The 24,385-nt window shown below is 28.9% G+C and carries 26 protein-coding genes; 1 reads left to right on the forward strand and 25 read right to left on the reverse strand.

Annotation, left to right across the window (positions count from 1 at the left end; translation table 11 throughout):
- Nucleotide 1: 1 nt before the first annotated feature.
- Nucleotides 2–709 (reverse strand): pseudouridine synthase, encoded by a 708-nt coding sequence (locus TCEL_RS05620; RefSeq protein ID WP_018662013.1) that lies wholly within the window; start codon nt 707–709, stop codon nt 2–4.
- 175 nt (nt 710–884) lie between these two features.
- Here TCEL_RS05620 and TCEL_RS05625 point away from each other — a divergent pair, with 175 nt between their 5' ends.
- Nucleotides 885–1,445: a 3'-5' exonuclease gene (locus TCEL_RS05625; protein WP_018662015.1), complete on the forward strand. Its 561-nt coding sequence runs from the start codon at nt 885–887 to the stop codon at nt 1,443–1,445.
- A gap of 95 nt (nt 1,446–1,540) precedes the next feature.
- Here the strand turns inward: TCEL_RS05625 and TCEL_RS05630 are convergent, their stop codons facing one another.
- From TCEL_RS05630 to dxs, 24 genes are all read right to left on the reverse strand, one after another.
- Nucleotides 1,541–2,818 (reverse strand): FAD-dependent oxidoreductase, encoded by a 1,278-nt coding sequence (locus TCEL_RS05630; RefSeq protein ID WP_018662017.1) that lies wholly within the window; start codon nt 2,816–2,818, stop codon nt 1,541–1,543.
- A complete protein-coding gene (locus TCEL_RS05635; protein WP_018662018.1) occupies nt 2,815–3,804 on the reverse strand; it encodes a sulfide/dihydroorotate dehydrogenase-like FAD/NAD-binding protein in 990 nt (329 codons plus the stop codon). Before TCEL_RS05635 ends, TCEL_RS05630 begins: the two co-directional genes overlap by 4 nt.
- A 79-nt stretch (nt 3,805–3,883) precedes the next feature.
- The gene (locus TCEL_RS05640; protein ID WP_018662020.1) at nt 3,884–5,014 is read right to left on the reverse strand and encodes a D-alanyl-D-alanine carboxypeptidase family protein; all 1,131 of its coding nucleotides are present in this window, start codon (nt 5,012–5,014) and stop codon (nt 3,884–3,886) included.
- Between the two features lie 38 nt (nt 5,015–5,052).
- Complete coding sequence (gene ytfJ, locus TCEL_RS05645; protein ID WP_018662022.1) at nt 5,053–5,466, reverse strand: GerW family sporulation protein; 414 nt, start codon at nt 5,464–5,466, stop codon at nt 5,053–5,055.
- Nucleotides 5,420–5,989 carry a DUF2953 domain-containing protein gene (locus TCEL_RS05650; RefSeq protein ID WP_018662024.1) on the reverse strand — a complete coding sequence of 190 codons (570 nt, stop codon included), beginning with the start codon at nt 5,987–5,989 and terminating at the stop codon, nt 5,420–5,422. Before TCEL_RS05650 ends, ytfJ begins: the two co-directional genes overlap by 47 nt.
- Before the next feature lie 54 nt (nt 5,990–6,043).
- On the reverse strand, nt 6,044–6,616 hold the full coding sequence (gene scpB / locus TCEL_RS05655; protein ID WP_018662027.1) for an SMC-Scp complex subunit ScpB: 573 nt from the start codon (nt 6,614–6,616) through the stop codon (nt 6,044–6,046).
- Nucleotides 6,604–7,347 (reverse strand): segregation/condensation protein A, encoded by a 744-nt coding sequence (locus TCEL_RS05660; RefSeq protein ID WP_018662030.1) that lies wholly within the window; start codon nt 7,345–7,347, stop codon nt 6,604–6,606. Before TCEL_RS05660 ends, scpB begins: the two co-directional genes overlap by 13 nt.
- An 11-nt stretch (nt 7,348–7,358) precedes the next feature.
- Nucleotides 7,359–7,979, reverse strand: coding sequence for a site-2 protease family protein (locus tag TCEL_RS05665; RefSeq protein WP_018662031.1), 621 nt, complete (start codon nt 7,977–7,979; stop codon nt 7,359–7,361).
- Nucleotides 7,980–9,065: a tRNA nucleotidyltransferase/poly(A) polymerase family protein gene (locus TCEL_RS12780; RefSeq protein WP_018662033.1), complete on the reverse strand. Its 1,086-nt coding sequence runs from the start codon at nt 9,063–9,065 to the stop codon at nt 7,980–7,982. It abuts the gene before it with no gap.
- A 66-nt stretch (nt 9,066–9,131) separates the two neighbouring features.
- Nucleotides 9,132–10,289: a D-alanyl-D-alanine carboxypeptidase family protein gene (locus TCEL_RS05675; RefSeq protein WP_018662035.1), complete on the reverse strand. Its 1,158-nt coding sequence runs from the start codon at nt 10,287–10,289 to the stop codon at nt 9,132–9,134.
- Between the two features lie 122 nt (nt 10,290–10,411).
- A complete protein-coding gene (locus TCEL_RS05680) occupies nt 10,412–11,737 on the reverse strand; it encodes a pyrimidine-nucleoside phosphorylase (RefSeq protein WP_018662037.1) in 1,326 nt (441 codons plus the stop codon).
- A 12-nt stretch (nt 11,738–11,749) separates the two neighbouring features.
- The gene (locus TCEL_RS05685; protein WP_018662039.1) at nt 11,750–12,568 is read right to left on the reverse strand and encodes a purine-nucleoside phosphorylase; all 819 of its coding nucleotides are present in this window, start codon (nt 12,566–12,568) and stop codon (nt 11,750–11,752) included.
- Nucleotides 12,569–12,582: 14 nt separating this feature from the next.
- On the reverse strand, nt 12,583–13,755 hold the full coding sequence (locus TCEL_RS05690; protein ID WP_018662041.1) for a phosphopentomutase: 1,173 nt from the start codon (nt 13,753–13,755) through the stop codon (nt 12,583–12,585).
- A gap of 87 nt (nt 13,756–13,842) precedes the next feature.
- Entirely contained in the window at nt 13,843–14,721 is an 879-nt protein-coding gene (gene xerD / locus TCEL_RS05695) for a site-specific tyrosine recombinase XerD (RefSeq protein WP_018662043.1), read from the reverse strand.
- A 68-nt stretch (nt 14,722–14,789) separates the two neighbouring features.
- Nucleotides 14,790–14,987 carry a hypothetical protein gene (locus TCEL_RS05700; protein WP_018662045.1) on the reverse strand — a complete coding sequence of 66 codons (198 nt, stop codon included), beginning with the start codon at nt 14,985–14,987 and terminating at the stop codon, nt 14,790–14,792.
- A 9-nt stretch (nt 14,988–14,996) separates the two neighbouring features.
- On the reverse strand, nt 14,997–15,587 hold the full coding sequence (spoIIM, locus tag TCEL_RS05705; RefSeq protein ID WP_018662048.1) for a stage II sporulation protein M: 591 nt from the start codon (nt 15,585–15,587) through the stop codon (nt 14,997–14,999).
- Nucleotides 15,588–15,691: 104 nt separating this feature from the next.
- On the reverse strand, nt 15,692–16,225 hold the full coding sequence (locus TCEL_RS05710) for an NUDIX hydrolase (protein ID WP_018662050.1): 534 nt from the start codon (nt 16,223–16,225) through the stop codon (nt 15,692–15,694).
- A gap of 55 nt (nt 16,226–16,280) precedes the next feature.
- Nucleotides 16,281–17,090, reverse strand: coding sequence for a sporulation transcription factor Spo0A (gene spo0A, locus TCEL_RS05715; protein WP_018662052.1), 810 nt, complete (start codon nt 17,088–17,090; stop codon nt 16,281–16,283).
- Nucleotides 17,091–17,229: 139 nt separating this feature from the next.
- A complete protein-coding gene (spoIVB, locus tag TCEL_RS05720) occupies nt 17,230–18,441 on the reverse strand; it encodes a SpoIVB peptidase (RefSeq protein WP_018662054.1) in 1,212 nt (403 codons plus the stop codon).
- 176 nt (nt 18,442–18,617) lie between these two features.
- Entirely contained in the window at nt 18,618–20,312 is a 1,695-nt protein-coding gene (gene recN / locus TCEL_RS05725) for a DNA repair protein RecN (protein WP_018662056.1), read from the reverse strand.
- A gap of 10 nt (nt 20,313–20,322) precedes the next feature.
- Nucleotides 20,323–20,775: an arginine repressor gene (locus TCEL_RS05730; protein ID WP_018662058.1), complete on the reverse strand. Its 453-nt coding sequence runs from the start codon at nt 20,773–20,775 to the stop codon at nt 20,323–20,325.
- A 21-nt stretch (nt 20,776–20,796) separates the two neighbouring features.
- Entirely contained in the window at nt 20,797–21,648 is an 852-nt protein-coding gene (locus TCEL_RS05735; protein ID WP_018662060.1) for an NAD(+)/NADH kinase, read from the reverse strand.
- 46 nt (nt 21,649–21,694) lie between these two features.
- On the reverse strand, nt 21,695–22,507 hold the full coding sequence (locus TCEL_RS05740; RefSeq protein WP_018662062.1) for a TlyA family RNA methyltransferase: 813 nt from the start codon (nt 22,505–22,507) through the stop codon (nt 21,695–21,697).
- 12 nt (nt 22,508–22,519) lie between these two features.
- A complete protein-coding gene (gene dxs / locus TCEL_RS05745; RefSeq protein ID WP_018662063.1) occupies nt 22,520–24,379 on the reverse strand; it encodes a 1-deoxy-D-xylulose-5-phosphate synthase in 1,860 nt (619 codons plus the stop codon).
- Nucleotides 24,380–24,385: the final 6 nt, after the last annotated feature.

Raw genomic sequence — 24,385 nt, forward strand, 5'->3', positions numbered from 1 at the left:
ACTACAATGACTTCAAATACTCAATTTCATTTTGATTTAAATATCTCCATTCTCCCTCTTTTAAATTTCCTAGTTCTATTTCACCAATTTTAATCCTTTTTAATTTGATCACCTTATGTCCAATTGCATCACACATTTTTCTTACCTGTCTGTTTCTTCCTTCATGTATTATAACTTCAATTACACTAGTTCTTCCTAAATTCTTTAAAATCTTAATATCAGCTGGTGCTGTAACATAATCTTCTATTTTTAGCCCTCTTTTAAATTTATCCATTTCTTGTTTTGTTGGAACACCTAAAACCTCTGCAACATAAACTTTGTTAACTTCTTTAGATGGATGCATAAGTTTATTTGCAACTTCACCATCATTTGTTAAAATTATTAAACCTGAGGTATCATAATCTAACCTTCCTACAGGGAAAATCCTTTCTTTAACATTTACTAAATCTAAAACTGTTCTTCTTCCAAACTGATCTTTAGCAGATGTTATGACGCCAGTTGGTTTGTTAAGCATTATGTATACTCTTTTTTCCTCTGGTTTAACCTTTTTCCCTTCGACTTCTACAGTGTCTTTTTCTGGATCTATTAATATTATTTCTTTTATTACGCTTCCATTAACCTTAACTTTTCCACTTAAAACCAATTCCTCTGCTTTTCTTCTAGAGGCAACTCCACACCTTGCTAAATACTTTTGAATTCTTTCCTTCATCTTTCCACTCCCTTCTTGTATTTAATTATAAACTCAAAATTTAATTTAAACAACAATATAAAAATATACTCATCAACAACAAACTAAGTAACATAAATATATACTAAATAAAAACTGTAATTGTTTTTATTTTAATGTTATAATAACAATTAGTCTAATAAAAGGAGCTGAAAAAATGTCAATAAAGAAGATTCAATATACTAATACAATATATAGAACATTTGTTGCACTTGACTTTGAAACAACAGGATTAAAACCAGATAAAGACAAAATAATAGAAATTGCTGCCATTAAATTCATTGACAATAATATCGTAGATAAGTTTCATTCATTAGTTAATCCACAAATTGAAATACCAGAGTTTATAACTTCAATAAATGGTATTACCAATGAAATGGTTAAAAATAAACCAACAATTGATTTATTAATACCTAAGCTTTTAAACTTTATTGGGGATCTTCCTATTGTTGCCCATAATGCTGGGTTTGATGGCAAATTTTTAAAATATGCTGTCTACAACCTTTATGGTAAAGATATAATAACAAACTTATTTATTGACACAGTTAAAATTGCAAAACAAATATACCCTTATCTTCCAAACCATAAATTAGAAACAATAAAAAATCATTATAAATTAAATCTTATAAGCCATAGAGCTTTAGATGATACAATAGTCGCAGCCAACATATATATAGATTATTGTAATATGATGAAAAACAATTCATGCATAAAATAAAAAAAGCCCCATGTAAGAAGTTTATAAAAACAATTAAACATTGCATGGGGCTAAAATATGCACTTAATTATTGTCACTTATTAAAATTTATAAATTCAAATTAATTTTTCTTTAAACATGTCATTTAATAATAGTTTTCTTACTCTTCTTTTGATTTCATCTACATCTACAGTATATAGGTTCAAAGACTTCATTCTTTCAAAATACTCTGCTCCTGCAAAGGTATATCTTTTTCTTAAGCCGTCCTTCTTCTTTTTACTTTCATTTTCAAATTTAATTATATCTCCTACTGCCAATGAAGAAGGTAATTCGATACATTTTAAACCTATTACATGCCTTACTGCATTATAGCCTGCTAATGTTCCTGTTACTATAGCTTCTGTATGTCCTACAAATAGGCCACTCTTTTCTCCTCCGACAAATAAATTATCTAGTCCTATTACTTTCATTGTATCATCCCTTGGAGCCATTGATAAATATCTTATTGAATTAGCTTTTCCACCAGCATATGGATCAATAAACCTAGCGTTTTCAAAACCCTTTATTTTTCTAAGTTTTTCAAGTGGATAATAACTTGTCATAAGCTTAGCATGTCCTGTATCCAATAGTATTATTTTTTCTGCAAATTCCTTTAGTGCATACTGCTGACAAACCTTCATTTTTAGTTTTTCAGTATTTATATCTTCTTTAGGTACATCTATTATATAAACTCCTTTTGAATCAAGTTCATTCCTAATGTCTTCAGATAAAGATGATTTATCTAACTTACAAGAACCGCTCATGGCTCCAAATACTCCATCATCTCTCATCCCTAGTATGTCCTCAATACCTGCTCTTTGACTTATACTTATTCTTGGACCATATGCAGGGCATCTTAATATACACATTGAACAGCCCTTTCCATATCTAATACAGTTACCCATAGGTCCAGTTGATCCTGTTGTTTCAATATAAACGTCTCCTTCAACTTTATCTCCATTGTGAAGATAAATTGCATTAATATGATTATTATCCACATCAACATCAACAGCTCTTGTCTCAAATAAAATTTTTATACCCATATCTAATAAAAATCTTCTTACATTTGCTTCTATTATTGTTACATCATAAAGGTATGCATGTTTATGACCAGGAAACTCAACATTTCTATGTCTTGTACATTTATCAATTATTCTAAACAAATCGTCTGCCCCAAGTTCAATAAGTTCTTCTGCAGCAGTAAACCTTCCATTATTTCTCATTATTCCACCAACATTACCTAAACCTAGTAACATGTCTGTTCTTTCAATTAAGACAACATCAGCACCACATTTTTTTGCTTGTATAGCTGCTGCACATCCTGCCCATCCACCGCCAATTACAACAACTTTCATTCTAAATCATCCTCCACTAAATAATACTCTAGGGGATTATACTGTTGCTTACATGAGCGAATGTATTTTCCAGATAACTCTATTTGACAGCTACCACATATTCCTTCTCCACAGCACATTATACTGTTATTAACACTTGCAAAGTACATATCTTTCTTAATTCGATAAATGTAATTTATTATTTTTCTATTAAACTCATCATCACCTGCAACTAAAATAACTTGGATATCCTTTGTAGCTAATAATTCGTTAATTCTTAACTTAAATGCTTCTGTAATCTTTTTGCTTTTATAATCAATTATACTTAAATTCTCAACTTCTGCTTTGTATTTAAGATAGTATTCTGTGCATGCATTTTGAATGCTTTTACCAGGATCTAGCATTACATACACATTATTATTATTTATATTTAACTTTCTTGATCCTAAAACTCCTGGTGCTGCAGCTACACCTCTACCAATTATTAAAACATCCTTGTTTATTAAATTTCTTAGAAATCTTTGTCCTTGAATTCCATTCCAATAGGGACCTTTAACCATAATCTTATCATTACATTCTATTATATCTTTTGTTTTTACTCCATGAACTTTAATCAAAATTTTAATTGTTAATTTGTCATAGTCAACATCCATGATAGATAATGGTGTACTAAAATAATCTGGTGCGTTTGGCTTTTTTAAAAATACATAGGCACCATAATTATCTAATTCCCTTAATAAGTAGTTTGTAACTTTTATCTCATATAAATATAGATCATCTCTTATTTTATCTATTTTCGTTATATCAAATTTTCTATACTGTCTTGGCTTTTTAGCTTTATTTCCATTGTTTAATAATTCATGGTATATACATGTACCCTTCCAGTATAAACAATCGCAAAACACTTTATTTTGAAGTTGGCTACATATAATACATTGACCTTTTTCAGCAAGATGACATGGACAATATTCTGAACCTGCATCAATACATTCAACAAATTTATACACCAAAACCCCCCCTTCTTTTATAGATTATTCACATCTATATAAAATGGTTACAAAAAAGGGCTGTTAATTTAACAGCCCTTTAGTCTAGTGAAAAACTTCTAAATGTTTCTCTTATTGTATTTATTAAATTTTTTCTATCTACATCTCTATCACTTATAACAGGATATTTAGCAATAATATTACCATCATAAAATACTGCTAAATTTCCTAAAATATCTCCTCTTCTAATTGGTGAAAATACTACTGATGGTACAAACACTTCTGTTCTTATATACTGCATTTCTTCATCTCTTAATGGTACATAAATGTCTTCTTCAGTTTCAGCAATAACATATTTGCTTTTACCACCAAAAACTCTTAAGCTTTTTACCTGTTCACCCTTACTGTATACTTTAATAAATTTATAATTATGCTTTGCATACTTAACAAGCTCTTCAGCATCCCTCCATCTATCAGCACTATTTAATACTACACATATAAATCTACCATATTCATGTTTAACTGAAGCAACTAAACATCTTCCTGCTCCACCTGTATAACCTGTCTTAACACCATCAGCATTTTCAACTCGGTATAAAAATTTATTGATATTACTATAACTTCTATTAAATTTTCCACTTACACCACTTGAAATTTCCCTTGTTGATACAATCTTGTTAAAAACCTCGTTTTTCATTGCATATGCAGTTATTTTGGCAAGATCCTCTGCAGTAGTATAATGACCATCTGCATCAAGCCCATGTGGAGTTTTAAATGATGTATTATAGGCTCCTATCTCAATAGCTTTTTCATTCATCATTTCAATAAATCTATCTACACTTCCACCAATATGTTCAGCTATTGCAATGGCTGCGTCATTTCCAGACCTAAGCATTAGACCATATAACAACTCCTCTAATGTTAACTTTTCTCCTTCTTTCAAACCCGCACTTGATCCTCCAACAGCTGCCGCCCTCTTGCTTACAATTACCATATCATTTAAATTACCCTTTTCTAAAGCTATAATAGTTGTCATAATTTTAGTTGTACTAGCCATTGGAAGCTTTATATCACTATTTTTACTATACAAAATTCTACCAGAATACTGATCTATAACAATTGCTGAATACGATTGGAGCTGTATTTTTTTTATTTGATCTTTTTTATCTAGTTTAAAGCTAGTTCCAAGCATTAAAATTATAAATAAAACTGTTAGCATATACTTTTTCATTTTAACTCAGCTCCTCAAATAAACAAACATCTATACTGTTATGATGGATTAATTGTAATATCCTTTTCATCATTTTCTTTTTTCTTTTTATAGCTTTTTATTGCATCCTTTAAAAGTTCTGGTATATTATCTAAAAATCTCTCTATGTAATTCATTTCGGTAACAGGCAGCAACCTCACATCTTCACCTACAACTAAAAAAGCAATTGGTTGAACAGATACACCTGCTCCACTTCCACCACCAAATGGATAGTCGTTTATATTCTGTTGAGAATTTGCCTTATTAAATTCACTTCCTCCAGATACAAATCCCATAGATACCTTTGAAATTGGAATAATAACTTTACCATCTTTTGTTTCAACTGGTTGACCTACAATTGTGTTGACATCAATCATTTTTTTCAAATTATCCATTGTTGTTCTCATTAATGATTCTATTGGATGTTCTGACATTTATAACACTCCCCTTTTTTATTTTTATATATGTACTTGAAATCTTAACTAAAAATAATATAGTTAATAATAAGTTAATAGATAAAGTTAGTCTTAAATATAAACTAGTTTTTGTTTTATTAAAGTCACAACTAATATCAATTTTCGGATATACCTTGTATTTGTTCGATAATGCAGATATTAAACTATATATAATTGTATTAGCAAATCCATATAACATTGCTGTATTAAAAGCATCGTTACTTGCAATATTTAGACTTAATTCAACATCGAATTTTATTCTTTTTATAATAAATTGTAAATTTTCTAATATTAAATTTTTATTTTTTAAAAGTGCACTTGCATCCAATTTATTTTTTTTATTTTTTCTATCCTTTACTTTATTAGTTTTATTCTTTTTATTTAAATTTATAACCCAATATTTAAAAAGTATAATTTTCAATGTTTGTTTTTCATAAATAAATGAAATTTTAATAGGTAATAATAGGATTAAAATTAATAGCAAAATAACAATATATATCATATAGTACCACCTTAAACTATAAATAACAAAAATGAGGAAGAATAACTTATTATATTATTCTTCCTCATTTTCCAGATTTAATTCAATTAATTCTGGCAGTTCATTAATATTTTTAAATCCAAAATACTTTAAAAATTCATCTGTTGTACAATATAAAATAGGTCTACCAGTAGTCTCCAATCGACCACTTTCTTTTATAAGTCCACGTTCTAGTAAAGTATTAATAGCTCTATCGCTTCTTACACCTCTAATTTCATCGATTTCAACCTTGGTTATAGGTTGTTTATATGCTATTATTGCTAATGTTTCAATTGCCGCTTGTGATAGGTTTTGTTTTGACTCAGGCTTTATTATTTTTTTGATATAGGATGAATATTCTGGTTTAGTTGCTAATTGTACTTTATTATTATATTCTACTAAGATTAATCCTCTATTTTCCTTTTCATAGTCTTCTGATAAATCCTTAAGAATTTTTTTTAATTCTTTTACATCAATTTCTACTATATTTGCCAATTCTTTGATTTCAATACCATCACCAACTACAAAAAGAACAGACTCAATAATACCTTTTATTCTATCTGTATTTTCTGAAAGGCCTAAATCTCTCAAAAAATCTACATCTGCCATTCTTCATCCTGCCCTTCTATATAAATATCATCAAAATTTTCCCTTTGATATACTTTAATCTTTTTTAATTTAATAAGTTCCAACATAGCCAAAAAAGTAACTATTAATTCAAGCCTACAACTTGCTTCTTCGAAAAATCTTTGAAATCTAATTCTTTTATATATTTCAATTAAACCTATTATATATTGCATTTTATCCTCTATTCTAAACTCATCATGACTTATGTTTTCATCTACTAAAGACTTTTTATTACTTCTTCGTTCATATGCCTCCATAACTTTTTTAAAAGCAAACATTAAATTTTCTAATGTAATATTTTTAAAAAATACTTCTTTGCTTTCTATATCATCTATGATCTCTGGAGGTTTAAAAAATATTATGCTCTGTTCCTCAATCATCTTTAACTTCTCAGCAAACTCCTTATATTTCTTATATTCAATAAGCTTTTCAACAATCTCTTTTCTAGGATCATCTTCCTCTTTTTCATCGTCTTGACTTTTCTTTTTAGGTAGCAACATTTTCGATTTAATTTCTAAAAGTGTTGCTGCCATAACTAAAAATTCGCTTGCAATGTCTAAATTTAACTCTTCCATGGCCTTTAAATATTGTATATACTGTTCAGTAATTTCAGCAATTGGTATATCATATATATCAACTTCTGCCTTTTTTATAAGATGTAAAAGCAAATCTAATGGTCCTTCAAAAACTTCTATTTTTATATTTATTGACATTTAACCTCACCTTATATAAAAATTTGTACTAAATTTATAATTATCGTACCTAATAATCTGTTTAAGTAAATTAAAATACTTCGAAATGGTGCAAACCAAAGCAACATAAATAAAATTAAATTTGAATATTTCTCAAAAGAATAAATATAATATGCCATTTTTCCTCTAAATAATTCTGCAAATATTTTGGAACCATCTAATGGTGGAAGGGGCAATAGATTAAATACTGCTAAACCAGTATTCATAAAAAATAATATTTTTAAAAATTCAGCTACCCCTAATGATTCTTGAGTAAAATTTGTTTTAAATAAAATGAGTGCAGAAAAAAAAGCAAGTAAAATATTTGATATTGGCCCAGCTATTGATGTTATTATAATACCAACTCTTCTATTTTTAAAATTATAGGGATTTACAGGAACTGGCTTGGCCCAGCCAAACTTTACTACAAGCAGTGCTAAAAAACCTACTAAATCAATATGAGAAAAAGGATTAAATGTTAGTCTATTATAAACCTTTGGAGTATCATCTCCTAATACAGTTGCGGCAACCGCATGTGAATATTCATGAATTGTTAATGAAACAATAATAGCAATTATAACAAAAATTGTTTCACTAAAATTATTGCTTATCATTTAATCACCCTCATTTAACAAATGCTTTATTTTATAATCTAATATAAACTCTTTTCTTTTATTTGGTTCAATACTTTTTATTAAATCATAATCAACCTTTATTTCATTGTAGTTTATATATTTATTAATTCTTCTATCATTAAATATAGATTTTAGCAAACTTTTATTTAATCTATTTTTAAATAGAAACTCATAAACTTTATAATCATCATAATTAAGAATATCATTTAATTCATTTAATTTCAAACATTTTTCTAAGAAATCATTTGACAAGCATAACTTATTTTTAATATTTTCTAATGCTTCTAAAGAATTTTTATAAAAGATTGCTACATATTTATCCTCATTTTCAATTATTATAGGATTATATAAGTCAAAATTAATATTTACTAGAAAGTTGAAATATGTGTTAAAAAAATTAAACTCATATAAGTAATACAGTGCTTTTATAAAGTTCTCTTCATTCATAATCAAATCCAACTCACTTCTTACCCTTGAAATTGGTAAGTAGTCTATCAATCTACATTTTATACATTCCTTCATCAAGTTGAAAGTATATTTATCAAAATTAAAATTAAATCTTGCCGCATATTTAATGCCTCTAAAAAAACGAGTTGGATCATCCATATAACTTTTATCATGCAAAACAACAATTTTTTTATTTTTAATATCATTGATACCATTAAATATATCTATGTAATTATAATTTATCATATCAAGGGCAATGGTATTTATTGTATAATCTCTTCTCTTTAAATCATCATATAATGTGCCTTCAAATATAGTCGGTCTTGACGCTATCCCATCATACTTTTCTTTTCTTGCCATAACAAAATCAATATCTATTCCATCAACATAAAACTTAGTAGTAGAATAGTATTCATTGTATTGATAATCACAATTTAAATATTCCTTTAGCTTTTTACTGATTTCTAAGTGTTGTTTTTTATTTATTTCAGCAACAAAATCATAATCCTTTGATTGAGTTCCAATAATAATATCTCTTACTGCTCCACCTACTAAATAAAAATTTATATTTAATTCATTTAAAATTTTAATAAATCTTTTTACTGCGTCATTAAACATATAAACCACCTGCCGAAGTATAGTATAACACAAGTAAAATAAAAAAGGGAGTTGTTGTAACTCCCTCTACTTTACATTTAAAAAACTTTTTACAACTTTATTTAATGTATCAATAAATTTCATCTTCTCAACTTTAGTATCTACTATTGCCTCTACTTGACCAAATACCTTTTCACCTTCAACAGCTTTAACAATTCCTACTGTATCTCCTTTATTAATTGGAAGTTTTAGGTCTTTAAACATTTCAATCTTTTTCTCTATATTAGGTTTATTACCCTTTTCGACTATAACATTTAAATTATCCTTTGCAATAATCTTAACACTCTCAGGCTTAGCCTTTGGTATTCTTACTTCACCTACAACTTCACCTTTTTTAACAACATCAAAACTATCATATTTAGCAAAACCTATGTCTAAAAGTTGAGATGCCATTGCATTCCTTTCTTTTGAGGTTGGTGCACCCATAATTACTGATATTAATCTTACATTTCCTCTTTTTGCTGTAGCTGAAATACAATACAATGCTTCTTTTGTATATCCTGTTTTTAGCCCATCGCAGCCTTTATAAGCCTTTATCATTTTATTTCTATTTACTAGTGTAAAGGGTGTTTTTCTTCCTTCAGATATTGTTTCCATCCAAATTGTTGTGTAATCTAATATTTTTGAATGTTTAAGAAGCTCTCTTGACATAATAGCAACATCATATGCTGATGTATAGTGATTTGGATCATAGAAGCCATAACAGTTAACAAAATGAGTATCATTCATTCCTAAACTTTTGGCTCTTTCATTCATCCTTTTAACAAACTCTTCTTCTGTTCCACATAAATATTCAGCTAATGCAACACATGCATCGTTAGCTGACTCAATAGCAGCACCCTTCAAAAGTTCTTCTACAGTTCTTACTTCTCCTGTTTCTAAATACATAGTGCTTCCGCCCAGCCTCTTTGCATTTTCACTAACGACTACTTTATCTGTAAGTTTAATTTTACCGCTATCAATAGCTTCCATTACCAACAGCATTGTCATTATTTTTGTTACACTAGCTGGTGCCAATTTCTGATGAGCGTTATATTCATATAATATTTTCCCTGAAGAAAATTCCATTAACAAAGCTGATTTACAATTCAAATTTGGTTCTACCGCTAATGCAGGATTTGTTTGATATGTAAACATAAAAAGTAATATTACAGTAAATATAACTGTACTGATTCTTCTTTTCATTCCTTTTACCCTCCTTAACGATTTATTTATTGTTATTTTTCCCTATTTTTTAAAATGTATTTATACCAATATATAAATAAAAGAGGGTGTTGATTATAGAACATAATCAACACCCTCTTTTATTAAAATCTCTTTATTCCATCTTTTGTAACTATTCCAAATATTAATGGTCTTTCTTCTGGCTTCTTCTCTTCAATATGATAAGCTTCAAGTAATTTTTGTTCAGATATTTTTGCTTTATTTAAATCATTAGCATATAAGTATGCAATTACATCTCCCTTTTTAACGTAGCTTCCTACTTTTTCTTTAATTACAATACCCACTGCAGGATCAATTGAGCTTTCTTTTGTTTCTCTACCTGCACCTAATATTAATGCTGCAATACCAATTTGATCTGCAACGATTTTTGTTATGTATCCTTCTCTATCTGATTTTACTTCAATTACATGTTCAGCCTTTGGAAGTAGTTCTAAATCTTCAATTACAGAAACATCTCCACCTTGTGCTTTAACAAATTCCTTAAACTTTTCATAAGCTGAACCTGAAGTAATAGTTTCTTGGAGCATTTTTCTTGCTTCCTCTTCTGTTTTTGCTTTTCCAGCAAGTAAAAGCATTTGTGTTCCAAGAACTATACAAAGTTCTAATAAATCTTCTGGACCATGACCTTTTAATGTTTCAACTGCTTCTTTTACTTCAAGTGCATTACCTACAGCATACCCTAAAGGTTGATCCATATCAGATATTACCGCTATTGTATTTCTTCCAACATTTGTACCAATGTCAACCATCTCTTGAGCTAGTTCAAAAGAATCTTCTAATGTCTTCATGAAGGCTCCTGTACCAGTTTTAACATCCAATACAATTGCATCAGCACCAGCAGCTATCTTTTTACTCATTATGCTTGATGCAATAAGTGAAACATTGTCAACAGTTGCTGTAACATCTCTTAGAGCATATAATTTTTTATCAGCAGGTGCTAAATCTGCAGTTTGCCCACCTACTGCCATTTTTATTTTATTTACATTATCTATAAATTGTTTTTTAGTCATCTCAACAGAAAAACCTTTAATTGATTCAAGTTTATCTATTGTACCTCCAGTATGTCCTAAACCTCTTCCTGACATTTTAGCAACAGGTACTCCACAAGCCGCAACCATTGGAGCAAGAACAAGTGTTGTTTTATCTCCTACTCCTCCTGTACTGTGCTTATCTACTTTAATACCTTCAATTTCAGATAAATCTATAGTTTCACCTGAATTAACCATAGCCATTGTTAAATCAGCAGTTTCTCTTTTAGACATTTTATTAAAATAAATAGCCATTAGAAGAGCTGATACTTGGTAATCTGGGATTTCCCCCTTTGTATATCCTTCAACAAAGAAATCAATTTCCTCTTTAGTTAATTCTTGTCCATTACGTTTTTTAAGTATGATATCATACATTCTCATGGCTATACCCCCTTACATTCTAGCAACAATTTCACTAACTAATTTTTTAAACTTGTCTTTAACTAAATTTGATGTTTCTATAACTTCTTCATGGCTTAATGGTACTTCTAAAATTCCTGCTGCCATGTTTGTTATGCAAGAAATTCCAAGAACCTTCATACCACTATGGTTTGCTACAATTACTTCTGGAACAGTTGACATTCCAACTGCATCGCCACCTAAAGTTCTTATCATTCTTATTTCTGCTGGTGTTTCATAGGAAGGTCCTGTCATCATAAAATATACCCCTTCCTTTAAGTCAACTCCTGTTTGTTGTGCAGCACTTTTGGCAATTTCAATTAAATTTTTACAATATGCATTGGACATATCTGGGAATCTTGGTCCAAATTCTTTTAAATTAGGTCCAATTAATGGATTTGTGCCTGAAAAATTAATATGATCTTTAATTAACATTAAATCCCCTGCTTTGAAGCTTGTGTTAACTCCACCAGCTGCATTAGTTACTATTAACTTTTCAACACCAAGTAGTTTTAAAACTCTAATAGGAAATGTTACTGTATTCATGTCATATCCTTCGTAGAAGTGAAATCTACCCTGCATCATTATAACTTCTTTTCCATTTAGGTCACCAAATATAAATTTACCTGCATGCCCTTCTACAGTTGATACAGGAAAATTAGGTATTTCACTATAGTTTAGCTCAATTTTATTTTTTACCTCATCAGCTAAACTACCTAATCCTGAACCTAAAATTATTGCTATTTTAGGTTCAGCATTTATTTTTTTCTTAATATAATCGCACGCTGCATTTAGCTTTTCAATATAGTTCATATACATTCCTCCCATTATTTTAGTATGTCTTTTGCAAAGCTTTCTCCTGCAATATCTGCTTTAACATTCAATAATTCTGCTATTGTCTTTCCTATATCTGCATAAGACTTTCTCGTACCTAAATTTACTCCTGCCTTAATATTTTTACCATAAACTAAAATAGGAATGTATTCACGTGAATGATCTGTACTTGGAGTAGTAGGATCACATCCATGGTCTGCTGTAATAATTAATACATCATCATCCATTAAGTTTTCTATGATTTCTGGAAGTCTATCATCAAATTCTTTTAACGCCTTTGCATAGCCTTCTACATCATTTCTATGTCCATATACCATATCAAAATCTACTAAGTTAGTGAATATTAATCCCTTTGTATCTTGTTTTAAATATTCTATAGTTTTATCAACGCCATCCATATTATTTTTAGTATGTACTGCCTTTGTTATACCATATCCACCAAATATATCTTCAATTTTACCAACAGCGCAAACATCCATACCACTTTCAACTATATAATTTAATAGTGTTTTTCTAAATGGTTTTAATGAAAAATCTCTTCTATTTGGAGTTCTTTTATAGTTGCCACTAGTTCCAATAAATGGTCTTGCAATTACACGTCCAACTCCATGCTCATCCTTAAGCATTTCTCTTGCAATTTGGCACATTCTATAAAGTTCTTCTAATGGTATAACCTCTTCATGTGCAGCTATTTGGAATACACTATCTGCTGAAGTATAAACTATAGGGTAACCAGTTTTTACATGTTCATCTCCTAATTCTTCAATTATAGCAGTTCCTGAAGCTGGCTTATTACCTAATACTTTTCTGCCTATTCTCTTTTCGAATTCTTCTATTAATTCTTTTGGAAAACCATTTGGATAAGTAGGGAATGCTCTTTCTAAAATTAATCCAGCTATTTCCCAATGCCCTGTTGTAGTATCTTTACCCTTTGACATCTCTAAAGATCTACCATATGCTCCTATTGGATTCTCTTCTTTTTTATAATCATTAACCCCATCTATATTCCCCAAACCAAGCTTTTGCATATTTGGCAGCTCAAAGCCTTTTAATTGTTTTGCAATATTACCTAAAGTATTACTGCCTTCATCATTATATTCATGTGCGTCAGGTAACTCCCCAATACCTACGCTGTCTAAAACAATTAATGTAACCCTATTAACCATAAAAATCACCTCTTTTATTAATAATTTTCAAAATAATCTGTAGGAACTATATTATAACTTATTTTTTCAAAAAAGAAAAGGGCTTGATTAAGCCCTTGGATGTGTTTTTTTATATACATCACTTATTTTATTTTTAATAAGCTCCGTATATATTTGTGTTGTTGATATATCTGAATGTCCAAGCATCTGTTGTACAGATCTTAAATCTGCTCCATTCTCTATTAAATGTGCTGCAAATGAATGCCTTAATGTATGTGGAGTAATCTCTTTACTAATATTAGCCAGAGTTGCATAATACTTAATAACCTTCCAAAATCCTTGCCTTGTCATTCTTTCGCCTCTATGATTTAAAAACAATGCTCTTTCATCTTCGTTTTTTAAAAATTTATATCTATACTTTTCTATATAATTTGAAAGTGCTTCAATTGCAAGTTTTCCTATTGGTACAATCCTTTCCTTTGGGCCATTACATTTTATATAACCTAGAATTAAATTAACATCATCAATATTTAAACTAATAAGTTCTGTTACTCTTATTCCAGTTGCATAAAGTATCTCAAGCATCGCTTTATCTCTTGCTCCCTTTGGTTCTCCTTCATTTGGCATAGCTAATAATGTTTCTACTTCATCAATTGTCAAAATTTCAGGCAATTTTTTCTCAGCTTTTGGAGCCTCTATATCTATTGTTGGATCATGTTTTACTAATCCTAGTTTAATGTTATACTTGTAAAATGCACGAATAGTAGCTAATGCTCTTAATATTGAAGAGGTTGCTTTACCTTGTTTTTGTAAAAATAAAATATATGCAATGATATTAGTTCTCTTAATACTCTTATAGTCAATTCCTTCATTATTTAGATAATCTAAAAACTGCTTTAAATCTCTACCATAACTTTCAATCGTGTTTTTACTTAAAGTTTTATTTGACTCTAAGTCATAAATAAATTCCTTAATTATTTCATTCATTTGCAGTTCCCCTTCATTATTGTTTTTAATATTTTATTCTACATAATATTTTAAATTCCTCTAGATAATTATCGTAATAATAATTTATTTATTAATATCCAAATTAAATTATTATTTTTTTTATCTAAATTATACATTACAAGTTTTGCATCACCTTCTGGCTTTAACTCAATAAAACTTAAAACAAAATATAGTAAGCCCTTTATCAAAAAAATAATAAATAGAACAACTAAAAAAACAACTATAAATCTCAATATTTTTTTCATAACATCACCCTATTGAATTATTAAAAAGCCAGATAGCTTTTTAATAATTGTAGGAACAACAAATGCTTCATAAATACTTGCTACTGTCATAATCAAAAATATAATAGCCAAAATTAATGATAGATTTATTAAATTTGTGTTATTTTTATGATAATAAACCTTATTTACATTTCTCTTAAAAATGCTTAGCCCATAATCTACTGCTAACGCTGATGCTACTATAATACATGGTACATATATTATATTTTGTGGAACTACTGCAATTATTAAAAACAATAATCCTTTAAGTCCCATGCTTTGAATACAAAAGGAAATTGTAAATCCTAGTATAAACCCTCTAAATAAATCTACTAAAAATACAATAGGTACACCTATATAAGTTAAACATAATAACCATATTATTATAATAAATTGAATATTATTTTTAAAAGCCCTTATAAAAACAGCTTTACTTTCTACATTTTCATTTCCTATAGTATGAAAAAAATTATTCATGAAAATTAATATATTCTGCTTGCTATCTGTATCTAAAGCTTTGGATGTAAAGGCACCAACAGATAGTCCAATAGCAAAAAATAAAATTACAAAAAATACAACCACACATTATCTTTAACATGTTTCATAATGCTACTGTTAATATTTCCCATAATAATCTACCTCCTCATTAGTCTTGTTTATATATATGAGGAGGTTTTTTGAAATATTCATAGAGTATTTTTAAAGTGATCTAGCATCATTATACCTACAATCGTCTTAGCATCTTTTATTAATCCTTTTATAATCATTGATTTTGCCTCATCAATAGATACTTTAATTAATTCTAAATATTCATCTTCATCGAAATTAGTTTTTGATAATTCCATATCATTGCAATAATATATATATAACTTTTCTGTACAAAAACCTGGTGATGGATAAATAACATTCATTAATTTCATTTCCTTAGCCTTATATCCTGTTTCTTCTTCTAATTCTCTAAATGCACATTTTAAAGGCTCTTCATTTTTTTCTAGTTTACCTGCTGGGATCTCATATAAAACCTCTTCAAAAGGCTTTCTAAATTGTTTAACTAGGAAAATACTATTGTTTAATTCTGCTACAATTCCAACTCCACCATTATGTTCAACTATCTCTCTTGTAGCCTTATTTTTAGAATATGTTTCCACTTCATCAATTCTTAAATTTACAACCTTGCCATTATATAAATATTTACTATTTATAGTTTTTTCTTCAAACATCTTATCACTCCCTGGCTATTACTTAAAAAAAATAATCCATTAAAAATGGATTATTTTATCCTAATTTTTGCTTTAATCTTAATTTATCAGCAATCATAGCAATAAATTCACTATTAGTTGGTTTTCCTTTATCGTTATGAATTGTATAACCAAATATTTTATTAATAGTCTCAACTTGACCTCTAGCCCAAGCTACTTCAATAGCATGTCTTATTGCTCTTTCAACTCTGCTTGGAGTAGTGTTGTACTTTCTAGCTATTGAAGGGTATAATTCCTTTGTAATGGCACTTAATAATTCAATATCATTAACTACCATTTGTATTGCATCTCTTAAATACATATATCCTTTTATATGTGCAGGTACTCCAATTTCATGGATAATATTTGTGATCTCTGCTTCTAGGTTGTTATTGGTATTATTTAACTTTGAAATAGTTGATTCTGTAGAAATAAGTGAAATTCTCTTATTAGTCTCAACAACGCCATGATTAAACATTTGTCTTATTCTCTTTGAGAATATTTCCATGTCAAATGGTTTTACAACATAATATTCAGCTCCTAAATTTATAGCTCTTTGAGTAATTTTATCTTGTCCTACAGCAGATAAAACAATAACTTTAGGAACTTTTTTATTCTCTAAAGAATTAATTTTTTCTAGAACACCAAGACCATCTAAATGAGGCATTATAATATCTAATACTAATACATCTGGACTATACTTTTCTACTAACTCTACAGCCTCTATTCCATCCTTTGCAACTCCTAATACGTCAAAGTCATCTTGAGTCTTAAGATACTCACATAGTATTCCTGAAAATTCTTTGTTATCATCTGCGATCACTATCTTTATCTTTTCACCATTCATCGTTAAACCTCCCCTACCCGCCTTGACCAATGTTTCAATACTATTCTATAAGAAACTATTCGACAAAGCAATTTAAATTCCTGCTAAAATAATAAATTTTTTTCATTTTTGAGAAAGCTGCATACTGCAGCCTTCTCCATTAAAATTCATCGTTTAACTCATTATACATCCATTCTGCATAAATTGCATAACCCATATCAGGTCTATTGACAAATACATGAGTAACAGCTCCAACTACTTTGTCATCCTGTATTATTGGACTTCCACTCATTCCTTGAACTATTCCACCTGTTTTTTCAATTAATGTTTTGTCACTTATTCTAATTACCATACTTTTAGCATTTGGAGAATTTTGTTTGTTTACCTTTTCTATTATGATATTGTACTCCTTAACACTGTCATCCACTTGCACCAATATTTTAGCAGCACCCTCCTTAACCTCATCTTTATTTGCAATATAATATAAGCGAGAATTTGGTAAAATTAAATCATTTACATCTTTTATCTCTCCATAAATACCACATAGAGTATTTTTGGTAAGTTTACCCACAACATCCTCTTCACTAAAAGCACCTCTTAGTTCTCCTGGTTTACCCTTTTCACCTTTTTCTATATCAATTATTTTTGCTTTATATATATTTCCATCTCGTACATTTAGCATCTGTCCAGTATCAATATCATTTATTGGATGACCTAATGCAGCAAATTTTTTAAGCTTTGGATCAATAAAAGTTAACGTACCAATCCCCGATGTTGAATCTCTTACCCAAACACCCAATTTATATTGATTATTTTTATTTAAAATAGGTTCAATAGTTGTTTCAAAATATTTTTCTTTCCTTTTAACTTTAAGTGTAAGAGGTTTTCCATTTGAATTTATAATCATATCTGAAAGTTCTTTAATATTTCTAATTCTTTTATTATTAACTTCAACAATCATATCTCCAATTTGAATGTTTGCTAGCACTGCAGGACTTTGCTTTTTACCATATTGAGTTTCAATATCAGAAAATCCAACTACCAATATACCTTCTGTGTATAGTTTAACTCCAATTGAATGTCCTCCTACATAAACCTTTCTATCTTTATTAAAATTTATAGTTACTTCCTTAATAGGGATTATTCCAAATAATTTAGCATATCCCTTAATGCTATTTGCATTATCATAATTAACATAATTAGTGTTTTTAGGAGTTATTTTTATGATCTGATTTTTAGTTATATTCAATTCATTCAATTGTTTTGTCACATTGATAGTTGAAGGAATATTATAAACTAAGTTTCCAAAATATAATATAAATAATATACTAAACAGCATTAAAAATGCTGATTTTTTAGATGTTTTTTTCATTTTATCACTCCTCTACCAAACTTTATAACGTCACCTACCTTTCTTTAATTCTAAGTTAACCTTTTTCTTGTCCACATATACTATAATATAGAATGCAATGCATACATCATAAACTTTATTTGTAATCTTATGTTTTTAAACATAAAAAAATGGACTTATTTATACATAAGTCCATTTTATTGCCTTATTTTAACTTTTAATTGATCAGCTAAATCTAGAATCTCTTTTGCATTAACTTTTGTAAGTTCTGTAACAATTGCTCCACCTAACATTCTTGCTAGTTCTTCAATTCTTTCATTATTTTGTAAATTTGTAACTAAAGTAACAGTTTTATCATTTTTTATTACTTTTTGTATTTTAAAATGCTTGTCTCCCATAGCAGCAATTTGTGGTAGATGCGTCACACATAATATCTGGTGTGTCTTTGAAATCAATACCATTTTTTCAGCAACTGCTTGAGCTGTTCTACCGCTTATTCCTGTGTCAATCTCATCAAATATAAGTATTGGAATACTGTCAACATCTGCAACAACACTCTTAATTGCAAGCATTATTCTTGAAATTTCTCCTCCAGATGCAACTTTGTGTAGCGGTTTTAATGGTTCACCAACATTTGATGATATTAAAAATTCTACTCTATCCTGCCCATTATAATCAAATTTATTTTTATTTTGTATATCAACTTCAAATATAGCTCTTTCCATGCCCAAATATTTTAGTTCATTTTCTATTTTTGATTTCAACTCCTTTGCTGTGCTCTTTCTTATATTCGTTATTTGATTTGCCAATTCTTTAATTTCACATAATAATCTTTCATATTCATCCTTTAATATTTCTATCATTTCATCACTTTTTTCCAATTCTTCTAATTCCTTTTTTATAGATTCATAGTAACTTAAAACCTCTTCAATATTTGCACCATATTTTCTCTTAAGCTTGTTTATTAAATCTAGCCTGTTCTCAATATAGTTCAATTCTTCATCATTGTACTCAATTTTATCTCTATAATCCCTTATAGTATCAACTGCATCCTCTAATTTATAATAAACTTCCTCTAGTACTTTTTTTATTTCATCTAATTTGGAATCAAATTCACTTATTTGTCCCATACTAACTATTGCAGAACCAATTGAGTCAAACGCACTTTCATTAATTTCACTATCATAAATTTTTTTGTACGCAGAATTTAAACATGAGTATATTTTTTCAGCATTTTTTAAAATATCTCTTCTTTGTGTTAATTCCTCTTCTTCACCTAACATTAAATTAGCATCATCTATTTCTTGTATCTGAAACTTTAATAGGTCAATTTTTCTTAACCTATATTGTTCATCTTGGTTTAGTCTCTCAATATCCTTTTCTATTGATTTTATTTTTTCATACTTGTCTTTATAGTTATCTTTTAAGCTTTTTAACTTTTCCCCACAAAATGAATCTAGTATTTCGATATGTCTAGCATCATCTAGTAAAGATTGATGTTCATGTTGTCCATGTATATCTATTAAATATTTACTTATTTCCCTTATAAATGAAACACTAGTTGTTCTTCCGTTAACTCTTGAAATGCTCTTATTACTTTGATTAATTTCCCTAGCAAGGATTAAATAATCATCTACTTCAATACCATTCTCTTTAAGATAAGATATTATCTTTTCATTTTTTATTTCAAAAATACCTTCTACAAAGGCAAAATCACTACCTGTTCTTATTATCTCTTTGTTAAATTTTTCACCTACTAAAAAACTAACTGAATCTATTAATATTGATTTACCTGCTCCTGTTTCTCCTGTCAACACATTAAATCCATTTGAAAAATCTAATTCTAATTCTTCAATTAATGCAAAATTTTTTATCCTTAGTTTAAGAAGCATATTATGCCTCCTATTCATTTATTAATCTTCTAAATCTAGTAACTATTTCCTCTGCTTTTTCATTAGATCTTGCTAACACAAAAATTGTATTGTCGCCTGCTATAGTTCCAACAATTCCATCTAACTTTAATGTATCTATAGCTTCTGCTGCTGCTGAAGCAGATCCAGATAATGTTTTTACAACTATCATATTGTTTACATAGTCTATAGACAATACTGTTTGTGAAAATATATTTACAAGCTTTTCGGTTAAGTAATTATCACTTTGTGACATTGAAGCATATTTGTATTTACCATATTTTGTTAATACCTTTACTAATTTTAACTCCTTAATATCTCTTGATATAGTTGCTTGAGTAACATCCATTCCAATTTTTCTTAACTCTTCTACTAATTCTTCTTGTGTTTCAATTTCTTTATTATTTATTATTTCTAGTATTTTAGCATGTCTTGAAATTTTCATAAAGTTCCCCTCACTTCCCGCTTATCTGTCCTTAAGCTTATTTCGTAGTATATCATAGAAGGATCTATTAGATATTTTTATCAAATTCAAACAATTTAATGCCCTCTTAATTTTAACTAAATCACCACCTACAAGTTCATATCCTTCTTGTCCATCAGCTGTTAAATAAATTAAACCTTCCTGTGATCTATCAACCACTACATTAATTTCATCATCTGATGAAACTACTATCGTCCTTGATTTTAATGAATGAGGACAGATAGGTGTTAATAACATTACATCCAATGTTGGATTAACAATTGGACCTCCTGCAGATAGGGAATACGCAGTTGAACCTGTAGGTGTTGAAATTAATAATCCATCAGCATTGTAGGTATCAACTAAGTTATTTTCGATATAAGCATCTAATTTAACCATTCTAGATAAATATCCTCTTGTTATACAAATATCGTTCAATGCAAAAAATGTTTTTAAACATTTATTTTCTCTAAAAACATCAGCTTTAATCATAATCCTTTTTTCAATTCTATAATCTCCTGCTAAAACCCTATCTAATGCATTGTATATATCATTTATTTCAACTTCCGTTATAAAACCCAAACGGCCTAAATTTACTCCCAAAATAGGGGTATTATATTTTTGGATTTCTCGTGCTACACCTAATATTGTTCCATCTCCACCTAATATAATTACAAAATCTGAATTTCTATATATTTTATCTTTGTCTGTGCAAATTAAATTATTGTTTTTTATTCCTAAATCATAATAAACATAAACACATAGATTTCTATCTAAAAGCCATTTAACTATTTCTGTAGTTAGTTTAAATTCGGCATCCTTTTCTCTATTAACAACAATCCCCACCTTAACCATAATGCACTCCTCAATATTTTATTCTACAAAAATTATAATTTTCCTTCTATGTATTCAACGAATTATGAGCTTCTTCAACAACTTTTTCTATATTTATATTCTCAAATAGCTTTTCATCATCTTCTTTATTAATCAAATATGCCAAATATTCTATATTTCCTTCTGGACCTTTAATCGGAGAATATGTTAATCCTTTAATTGTAAATCCTAAAGATGTAGAAAATTCTAATATAGTTTGTATAACCTCAACATGAACATTTTTATCTCTTACTACTCCTTTTTTACCAACCTTTTCTCTACCAGCTTCAAATTGTGGCTTGATCAAACAAACAACTTCCGCACCCTCTTTTGATAATTCCTTAACCACAGGTAACACCAATTTAAGAGAAATAAAAGAAACATCTATTGAAGTAAAATCTACTAACATACCAATGTCTTCTTGCTTAACATATCTTATATTTGTTCTTTCCATACAGACTACTCTTGGATCATTTCTTAGTTCCCATGCCATTTGACCGTAACCAACATCTATTGCAAATACTTTAGCTGCACCATTTTTTAACATACAATCAGTAAACCCGCCAGTGGAAGCTCCAACATCCATTGCTATTTTATCCTGTAACTTAATGCCAAATTCCTTTATTGCTTTTTCAAGTTTTAAACCTCCACGGCTAACATAAGGAATTGCTTGTCCTTTAACTATAATATTAGCATCTTTATTTACTTTTTCTCCAGGTTTATCAACCCTTTGGTTATCAACAAACACAAGACCTGCCATTATATTTTTTTTTGCCTTTTCTCTTGTTTCAAAAAAACCTTTTTCTACTAATAGTACATCAATTCTCTCTTTTTCCGCCATTTCCATCTCCTCTTAATCTATATTTTTTATTATTGTGTTATATATACCTTCAGTATCTAACCCATATTTCTTATACAATATATCCACACTTCCGTGAGGAATAAACTCATCAGGATAAGCAATATTAATAACTTTTCCTTTATATCCATGTTTTAATAAATATTCATTGACTGAAGAACCAAAGCCTCCATATAATACATTGTCTTCAACTGTATAAATATATTTACTTGTTTTTATTATTTCATTCAACTTTGATTCATCTATAGGTTTTACAAACCTACAATTAATAAGTCCAACATCCAATCCTTTTTCCTTAAGTTTAATTGCTGCCTTATATGCATGCTGAACCATTTTTCCAGCTGCTAAAATTGTTATCTCTTCACCTACTAATAATGTTTCCCACTTTCCTAAATTTATATCATCATACTTATCAAATAAAACATCTGTATCTCCACCTCTAGGATATCTTATAGCAATTGGAAAATCTTGTTTAAAACACCATTGTAGCATTAATCTAAATTCCTTTAAGTCTTTTGGTGATAAAATTGTTAAGTTTGGAATAATTCTTAGGTAGGATAAGTCAAAAACACCCTGATGAGTTTCACCATCTTCTCCTACCACACCTGCTCTATCTATTGCTAATAGAACAGGTAAGTTCTGTATACAAATATCATGAATCACTTGATCGTAAGCTCTTTGTAAAAAGGTTGAGTATACAGCAAAAACAGGCTTAAATCCCTCTTTTGCAAGACCAGCTGCCATTGTTGTTGCATGCTGTTCTGCTATACCAACATCAAAAAACCTGTTAGGAAATCTATTGGAAAATTCAGTTAAGCCTGTTCCATCTGGCATAGCAGCCGTTATGGCTACTACTCTATTATCTTTTTCTGCATATTTTACTATTTCTTCTCCAAACACTTTTGAGTATGTCATTTTTTTAACACTTAGTTTTTCACCGGTTTCAATTTCAAAAGGATCAACACCATGAAATACATCTGGCTTTTCTTCCGCATGAGTATAACCTCTACCTTTTTTAGTAACCACATGTATCAACACAGGTCCTTTTATTGTTTTTGCTCTATTTAAAACCTCTATTAGAACCTCTATATTATGGCCATCTATAGGACCTAAATATTTAAATCCTAAGTCTTCAAACAACATTCCATGAACAACAAGATGTTTTAAACCATCCTTAACTTTTTCTGCTGATTTATAAAGATTGCCACCTACTGCTGGTATTTTCTTAATAATACTTTCTAGTTCATCTCTTAAATTTATGTATGCTGGGGCTGTTCTAATTTTACTTAAATAACATGCAAGACTTCCCACATTTTGAGATATTGACATTTCATTGTCATTTAATATAACTATCAAATTAGTCTTTGAACTTCCTGCATCATTAAGTGCTTCAAATGCCATTCCGCCTGTTAACGCCCCATCTCCAATCACTGCAATAACATTATGTTTTTCACCCTTTAAATCTCTTGCTCTAGCCATTCCTAGTGCTGCAGAAATTGATGTGCTACTATGACCTGTTACAAAATGGTCATATTCGCTCTCTGTTGGTTTAGGGAATCCACTTATTCCCTCATATTTTCTTAATGTATGAAATCTATCCCTTCTACCTGTTAAAATTTTATATACATAAGTTTGATGGCCTACATCCCAAACTATTCTATCTTTTTTAAAGTTAAAAACATAAAATAACGCTAAAGTTAATTCAATTACTCCTAAATTGGAAGCTAAATGTCCACCTGTCTTAGAAACAATATCTATTAAAAAGTCCCTTAATTCATTTGATAACTTATTTAATTCTTTATATGATAATCTTTTTATATCATCTGGAGTATTAATTCTATCCATGTACTTCATACTTTC

The sequence above is a fragment of the Thermobrachium celere DSM 8682 genome (genome assembly GCF_000430995.1).
Classification (GTDB): Bacteria; Bacillota; Clostridia; order Clostridiales; family Caloramatoraceae; genus Thermobrachium; species Thermobrachium celere.